The following is a 7,750-nucleotide window of genomic DNA, read 5'->3' as shown; positions in this document are numbered from 1 at the left end:
CCGGCAGCATGCGGCTGTGCAGCGCGCCGGTGGCGCTGGCCGCCAGCTCCGGCAGCAGCTCGCCGAGCATGGCGTGGTAGTCGCTGGTCTTGAACGCATCGGCGCAGATCAGCCAGCGGCAGCCGGAATGCTTGAGCGCATATTCCAGCTCGTTCAGGCGATAGGCCGGGTTGATGTTGACCAGGATCACCCCGACCTTGGCGCTGGCGAACTGGGCGATGCACCACTGCGCGCAGTTCGGCGCCCAGATGCCCAGGCGCTCGCCCGGCTGCATGCCGATGGCCAGCAGCGCGCGGGCGCAGCGCTCGACCTGCTCGGCCAGCTGCGCCCAGCTGTAACGGAGTTGCTGGTGACGCACCACCAGCGCCTCGCGCTCGGCGAAACGCGCCACGGTCGCATCGAACGCCGCGCCTATGGTCATCGCCAGCAGGGGCTTGTCCTGCGGGCCGCGGGTATAGCTGGGTGAAGTCATGGGTTCCCTCGATCTTGTGCTTGTTATGGGACGCCTGGGCCGGGCCCGGATTTGCCGTTTACGCAAACGGCAACCTAGATCACCGACCCCGGTGCTGTCCAGTCATCTGTTGGTCGAATACCCCGCGCCCGGCGCGGGGTAGCCGTATCAGCGGGTGAATACCTGAGTGGTGGTGAGCGACATATCGCCGCCCGGCAGCTTGATATTGCCCAGTTTCTCCAGGCTGTCCGGGTCGTAGACGGCAATGTCGTTGAAGGTACCGGCCAGGTACAGCTTGCTGCCTTGGGTGTTGAAGGCGATGCAGTAGTAGGAGTGATCCAGGTTGGCCGCCTTGATCAGTTTCTGCTCCTTGATATCGTACTTGGCCAGGCGATTGAGCACGCCGAACATCTGGTTCGGGTCCTTCGGCGAGCGCAGCCCGGTGAAGTACAGCTCGGTGAGCGGGGCGAAGTCCTGCACGACGGACTTGCCGGTCTTGAGGTCGATGCTCAGGTAGCCGTAGCGGTAGTCGGCAGTGGCCAGGTCCTGCTTGTCATCCTGAAACTTCGCTGTGGTGTAGAGCATCGAGAAGTCGTTCAAGGCGGTCTGGTGCGGCCAGAAGTACAGCACGTCCGGTGCACTGTAGAGCGGCCGCTGCCAGTTGCGCAGGGGCACGGCCACCTCGTACTTGCCGCTGTGCACGTCCATCTTGTAGATGTCCGGCCCGGCGACGAACAGGCTGCCGTCGTCGGCAGCGCGCATCAGATAGACCTGGCGCGGCATCGGAAAGCTGCGTACGGGTTTGGCATCCAGGCCATCGCCGGTGCGGAACACCTCCAGGCGCGGCGGCTTGACCACGTAGTGGTCGTTCATCATCTGCGTCGGTTTGACCGTGGTGTAGAGCTCCTTACCGTCCGGGCTCAGGGCGAAGGAGAACATCGAGCGCACCTTCTCCCCCGGATTGCGCGACAGCTTGGCGTGGAACACCGTCTTGCAGTCGTCCAGGTTCACGCCGTAGAGGTCGCCGAAGTGGTTGTTCAGAAGGAACGCGGTCTTGTTGTCCGGCGCCATCATGGCGGTACCGGGACCGAAGGCGTCGGGCAGCTGGCAGGTCTTGTACAGGCTGTCGGTGGCCAGGTCGAGCACGTGCAGGTTGTTCGGGTAGTTGGTGGCGATCATGTATTCATGACCGGATTTCAGCGCCGGGCCGGCAGTGTCGGCGGACCAAGCGGGGATGCCCAGGGCGAGGCCGGCGACGGCGGTCGCCAGGCTGGCGATGACGTTGAGTTTCATACGGTTTTCCCTCTTGTTCTGGTCGCCGGTCATTTGTCTTTCGGGAATACGGTGCCCAGGTTGCGCCAGTCCTGCGCGGAGTCCTGAGCGTTGGCATTCCAGTCCTGGTAGGTGCTCATCATGTCGGGCACCTGGGCCGGCCACCAGCAAGGGTCGGAGCAGCCGTAGAGGTCGGCTTCCATCGGCTGGCACAGCGAAGCGACGCCGCCGAAGGCGTCCACTTCCCAGCCGGGATCGGTGGTGGCGGTGCAGCCGGCCACCGCACTCATGGCCATGACGTCCTCGATGCGATCCTCGGCTGCGGCTTGTTCGAGCAGCTGCGCTTTGTTGTTGAGCGGCTTCAGATGTTTCATGTCAGTGCGCCTTCCGCGGGGAGATGTAGCTGCTGATGAAGGCCGGGTTGGCGGCCATGATGCGGCTATAGACTTCGATGCCGAAGTCCACCCAGTCGCGCATCAGCTCGCAGTAGTGATAGGTCGGGTGAGTGGGGTCGCCGTAGCGGGCGTAGCTCTCGTGGTAGCAGCCGCCGGAGCACAGGTTGCGGATGCGGCAGCTGTCGCAGCCGGTGCCGCTGCGGTCCAGGCGTTGGGAGAGAAAATCGTTGAGCTCGGCCTGCTTCACCCCGCTGTGCACATTGCCGAAGGTCGGCAGGCTGGAACCGGTGAAGCGGTGGCAGAGGTTCAGCTCGCCCTTGTGGTCCACCGCCAGCATCTTCAGGCCGGCGCCGCAGGGCAGCGCCTTCTTGTGGCCTTCATGGATGTCGGTGATCAGCTGGTGCAGGTTGGAGAAGCCGATGTTGCGGTGCTCCAGCGCCGCCTCCAGGTAACGCCGGCCAAGGGCCTTCATGTTGGCGAAAACCTCTACCAGCTCCTCAGCGGTGAGGTTGTAGTCGGCCATATCGCCCGAGGTGACCGGGGCGAAGCCGACCTCGGCGAAACCCAGTTCGTTGAACAGGTGGTTCCAGATGGTCTCGACGTCGGTGATGCCGCGGGTCAGGGTGACCCGCGCGCCCACCGGGCGGCTGCGATAGCGCGACAGCAGCAGGTCGACCTTGCGCCGCACCACGTCGTAGGTGCCCTGCCCGCCCACGGTGATGCGGTTGCGGTCGTGCACCGTCTTCGGCCCGTCGATGCTGATCGACAGCCCGAAGCGATGCTTGTTGAGGTAGTCGATGGTCTCCTCGGTGAGCAGCGTGGCGTTGGTGGTCATGATGAACTCCACCTGCTTGCCAGCCTCGGCGAAGCGCCGCTCGCAGTAGTCCACCATGTGCTCGATCAGCGGCCGGTTGGACAGCGGCTCGCCACCGAAGAACACCACGCTGTAGCGCTGCTCGTCGGGCGATTCGCGCAGCAGCATTTCCACCGAAGCCTCGGCGGTTTCCGCGCCCATCTTCTTGCCGGCCGAGGGCTTGTCGAGATCCTCCTTGTAACAGTAGGTGCAGCTCAGATTGCAGCCGGTGTTGACGTTGAGCACCACGGTGTTCAGTGCCGTGCGCTCGACCTTGGCGATGCCGATCTCCGGCGTCAGCGGCGAGCCGTCGCTGACCACTTCCAGCGCGATCAGCTCGCGCAGCGTCTCCTCGACCTCCTGGCCGGCGAAGCGCTCGCCCAGGCGTTGCACCAGCTCCTCGGACGAGCAGCCCCGCTGGCGCAGCGCGTCGATGATGCCGCCGGTGACCGCATCGGTGGCGAACAGCGAACTGCTGGGGATATGGAACAGCATGCGGTCGGCATCGACCCGCACTTCGTGCAGGTTGCGTTCGACCAGATTCAAGATTGCGCCCATGGCGACCTCCCGGAATTCTTCCCAATTCGTCGTGAATCCGGACGGCGCCCATTCGCCGCCCGGGCCCTGCCCATCAGGGCAGCGGCGGGTTGTTCCAGCGCTGGACGGTGACGATCAGCTGGCCTTGGCCCTTGTGGCCGCCCTCCTCCAGCTCGGCGATCACCTTCAGGTTGCCGGCGTTGTTGGTCATCATCTTGCGCTCGGGATTCGGGCCGGCGCCGCCGGGCACGAATACGCCATCTTTCTGCATCTGGCCGGCGAACTTCACGTCCTCGTCTTCCTCGGCCCGCTCGTCGAACGGCTCGACCGACCATTTCGCCGGCAGGTAGCCGATGCGGTAGGGCTTGCCGTCGGCCCCCTTGCCCCAGGCCTCGGCCTCGAAGCGGCCCTGCACCTTGGGCGTGGAGCCGCCGTTGTCGCCGACCCGGGCGACGGAGAACGCGGGCACCACCTTGACCTCGGCGATGTCCTTGTAGACGGCCAGCTCGACACCCGCGAGCTGGCCCAGCGTCACGCTGCGCAGACCCGGCGCGGCATCGGCAGCGGCCTTCACCTTCACCCGCAACTGGGTCGGCGCGCTGTCCAGCACCTTGACCACCTCGAGCCCGGCGCCCAGTTCGGGGGCGCCGGACAGGCCGCTGCCCACCAGGGTCAGCTCGGTTTCGCTGCCCGCCTTGATAAAGGCCGGCTGTACCGCGAGGAGACGGGCATTGCCCTCCTTCACGGCGCTGAAGTCCAGGCCGCGCTCGTCGTGCTCGGCCTCGAACATGCGGCCCTTCATCTCGCCGTCGATGGCGGCGAAAACCTGGCGCATGTTGGTCTCGCCGACCTTCACGTTGCCGCGCCACTCATAGCCGTTGTAGAGGATGGCCGAGCCGCTGCCGGTGAAGGGGCTGCCGTCGGCATACTGGCCTTTCACGTCGACCCTGAAGGTATCGCCTGCATCGGCAGTCACCGTCATCACCCCGCGCACATCGCCCTTGGCCAACATGTGGCCGCTGAAGCTCCACTGCCCCGGCAGGACGTCGGCCTTGGGCCGGGTCTTCTGCCAGTCGGTCCAGGCCTGGTCCTCCAGCGGGAAGCGCTTGGCCAGGTCCGGCACCATCTGCTTGAGGGCGAGGTCCAGCCAGTCGCGGTCGCGCGACTGGGCCTGGTATTCGAGGGACGGCCACTGTCCGAGGTGAAAATGCACCAGGTGCTCCCATTCCTTGGCCGGGCGGCGCTGCAGGGCGACCCGGGCGCTGGAGTGGCAGCGGCCGCACATCTGGCCGAGCTGCTCGTCGAACTGCTCGACGGTGTTCAGGCGGCGCTCCATGGCATAGCGCACCCCTTCTGTCTCGCTGGGGGCCAGGCCCTGCTTGTCGGCCAGGTACTTGACCAGGGTGCGGCGGTCATCGTCGCCGATCTGCAGGCCATGCATCACCTGCATGCGGGCGATGCTCATCAGCCAGCCCTCGGGGGTCTTGCGCTGGTGACTGATGCGGCTGAGCGCGTCGTTGCCCTCGGGAATATGGCACCCCATGCACTTGGACTTGAGCAGGGCTTCGCCGCTCTCTGCTGCCTGGGCCTGGCCGAACGTCAGGGCTGCCATGGCCAGGGCCAGGGTGCCTGCGTGCTGCCGGAGTCGAGTCGTCTTCAAGGTCAGACCTCCACGGTGTTGTTCTTATGGTTTGCATCCCGTTGCAAGGCGGGCGCAGCTGCCAGGGCAAATACACAATGTGTGCCACAGCAGATAAAACCCTTTTAAAACAACGAATTAATTAAAAAATATCGGCCTTGGGAAAATGCTGGCGGCCCGCCTGGCTGTCTTGTTTCGCGACAGACTGTTCCAGCCTGAGACGCGAGCGCGCGCCACCCTGCAAGCGTAGCTCCGGCAACTGTGCCAGGGCCGTCTCAGGCCGTCTCAAAGTGCAACAGCGGAACGCCTTTCCCTGGTTCGAGAAGAGCGAATAAATCCTTCTACATCAATGGCTTGATCGACAAAAACGGCCTTGGCACGGGCGTTGCGAAAGGGCCGGGACAACATCAATGAATGAGGTCCTTCCCATGTCCACCGACCTGCCCACCCTCCCCCAGACCCGTGCCTTCCTTGCGCGCAAGCTGCAGATGCTGATCGGCGCCGAGTGGCAGGACGCCGCCAGCGGCGCCAGCCTGGCCTTCCGTAACCCGGCCAGCGGCGAGGTGCTCGGTGAAGTGCCCAGCGCCGCGGCCGAGGATGTCGATCGCGCCGTACGCGCCGCCCGTCAGGCCTTCGACGACTCGCCGTGGAGCCGTATGCGCCCGCGCGAGCGGCAGAACCTGCTGTGGCGCCTGGCCGATCTGATGCAGCGCGACGCCAGGGAGCTGGCCGAGCTGGAGTGCCTGAACAACGGCAAGAGCGCCGCCGTGGCCCAGGTGATGGACGTGCAGCTGGCCATCGACTTCCTGCGCTACATGGCCGGCTGGGCCACCAAGATCGAGGGCACTACGGTCGACGTGTCGATGCCGCTGATGCCCGACGACCAGTTCCACGGCTATATCCGCCGCGAGGCGGTGGGTGTGGTGGGCGCCATCGTCGCCTGGAACTTCCCGCTGCTGCTGGCCTGCTGGAAGCTCGGCCCGGCACTGGCCACCGGCTGTACCATGGTGCTCAAGCCGGCCGACGAAACCCCGCTGACCGCGCTGAAGCTGGCCGAGCTGGTGCTGGAAGCCGGCTACCCGGCCGGGGTGTTCAACCTGGTCACCGGCACCGGCCTGAATGCCGGCGTCGCCCTCACCCGCCACCCGGGCGTGGACAAGCTGACCTTCACCGGCTCCACCGAGGTGGGCAAGCAGATCGGCAAGGCGGCCATGGACAACATGACCCGGGTGACCCTGGAACTGGGCGGCAAGTCGCCGACCATCGTCCTGCCGGACGCCAACCTCGCCGAAGCCGCCGCCGGTGCCGCCACCGCGATCTTCTTCAACCAGGGCCAGGTCTGCTGCGCCGGTTCGCGCCTGTACGTGCACCGCAAGCACTTCGACAACGTGGTGGCCGACATCGCCGGCATCGCCAACGGCATGAAGCTGGGCAATGGCCTCGACCCGAGCGTGCAGATGGGCCCGCTGATCTCCGCCAAGCAGCAGGATCGCGTCACCGGCTACATCCAGCTAGGCCGCGAGCTGGGCGCCACCATCGCTTGTGGCGGCGAAGGCTTCGGCCCCGGCTACTTCGTCAAACCGACGGTGATAGTCGACGTCGACCAGCAGCATCGCCTGGTGCAGGAAGAAATCTTCGGCCCGGTGCTGGTGGCCATGCCCTTCGACGATATCGACGAGGTGGTGCGCATGGCCAACGACAACCCTTACGGCCTCGGCGCCAGCATCTGGTCCAACGACCTCTCGGCGGTGCACCGCATGGTGCCGCGGATCAAGTCCGGCTCGGTCTGGGTCAACTGCCACAGCGCCCTCGATCCGGCGCTGCCTTTCGGCGGCTACAAGCTCTCCGGCGTCGGCCGCGAGATGGGCGCCGCCGCCATCGAGCACTTCACCGAACTCAAATCGGTGCTGATCAAACTCTGATCCTCTCCAGACGCGCCATGTATCGCACGTGGCGCAGTCTATCCGGGTCGCCCAGCAGGGCCGTAGCCCTGAGCCAGCAACCAGCGCTGCACCAGCCGACGCGGCTCCGGCTGCAAGCGCGCCAGGGCCTGCGCGAGTTCACCGGCCTGCAGCGCGCGCACCACTGGCGCCAACTCGACGCCCTGCAGATGCCAGATACCCAGCGGCTGGTCGGCGGTGACCACCACCTCGGCCTCCTCGATCGAGTCGCCACGCAGCACCGGGGCGCTGACGATCCGAACCTGGGAAACATCGGCCGGTGCGTGCATCGGTTCGGCGTCCGGCCAGCGGCTGCGCGCCTGCCAGAACGGCTGCTCGGCCCAGCGCCGTTCCAGGGCATAGAAGTCGCGGCCGGTGCGGGCGAAGCGCAGAAACAGCTGCGCCACCCGCTGCTGGTGGAAGCGTCGCGCCAACGCCGCGCGCTCGGGGTGGCGCAGCAGGGTGTTGATCACCGCGGGTGCCTGCAGCGCCGAGGACAGCGACTGGAAGATGCCGTTGCCGGACAGCGGGTCCACCGCCATGGCGGCGTCGCCGACGCGCAGCCAGTTGGCGCCGCTGGCCTCGTCGAAGAGGATCGCCGTGCTGCTGCGCGCATGCAGGGCGGCCGGTTGCAGCGCCGCGGCGCCAAACAGCTCGCGTACC

General features: G+C 66.1%; 7 protein-coding genes. 1 reads left to right on the top strand and 6 read right to left on the bottom strand.

Features of this window, described 5'->3' with window-relative positions; translation table 11 throughout:
- The 5 genes from N878_RS08245 to peaA all read right to left on the bottom strand — a co-directional run.
- On the bottom strand, positions 1-472 hold a 472-nt coding region (locus tag N878_RS08245), incomplete at its 3' end, for an AMP-binding protein (protein WP_031302912.1).
- 147 nt (positions 473-619) lie between these two features.
- Complete coding sequence (gene peaD / locus N878_RS08240) at positions 620-1,744, bottom strand: quinohemoprotein amine dehydrogenase subunit beta (RefSeq protein ID WP_031302911.1); 1,125 nt, start codon at positions 1,742-1,744, stop codon at positions 620-622.
- Positions 1,745-1,773: 29 nt separating this feature from the next.
- The gene (gene qhpC, locus N878_RS08235; protein WP_021443193.1) at positions 1,774-2,097 is read right to left on the bottom strand and encodes a quinohemoprotein amine dehydrogenase subunit gamma; all 324 of its coding nucleotides are present in this window, start codon (positions 2,095-2,097) and stop codon (positions 1,774-1,776) included.
- A gap of 1 nt (position 2,098) precedes the next feature.
- A complete protein-coding gene (gene peaB / locus N878_RS08230; protein ID WP_021443192.1) occupies positions 2,099-3,529 on the bottom strand; it encodes a quinohemoprotein amine dehydrogenase maturation protein in 1,431 nt (476 codons plus the stop codon).
- Between the two features lie 73 nt (positions 3,530-3,602).
- Entirely contained in the window at positions 3,603-5,120 is a 1,518-nt protein-coding gene (peaA, locus tag N878_RS08225) for a quinohemoprotein amine dehydrogenase subunit alpha (RefSeq protein ID WP_021443191.1), read from the bottom strand.
- A 455-nt stretch (positions 5,121-5,575) separates the two neighbouring features.
- Between peaA and N878_RS08220 the strand changes: the two genes are divergently transcribed.
- Entirely contained in the window at positions 5,576-7,069 is a 1,494-nt protein-coding gene (locus N878_RS08220) for an aldehyde dehydrogenase (RefSeq protein WP_021443190.1), read from the top strand.
- A 38-nt stretch (positions 7,070-7,107) separates the two neighbouring features.
- Here the strand turns inward: N878_RS08220 and N878_RS28890 are convergent.
- Positions 7,108-7,750 (bottom strand): NAD(P)/FAD-dependent oxidoreductase (locus tag N878_RS28890; protein ID WP_021443189.1); only part of this gene is annotated, 643 nt, incomplete at its 5' end.

This window comes from Pseudomonas sp. EGD-AK9 (assembly GCF_000465935.2).
Lineage (GTDB): Bacteria > Pseudomonadota > Gammaproteobacteria > Pseudomonadales > Pseudomonadaceae > Aquipseudomonas.
Note: the sequence above shows the minus strand (reverse complement) of the source record. Positions and strands in the feature narration are given on the sequence as shown.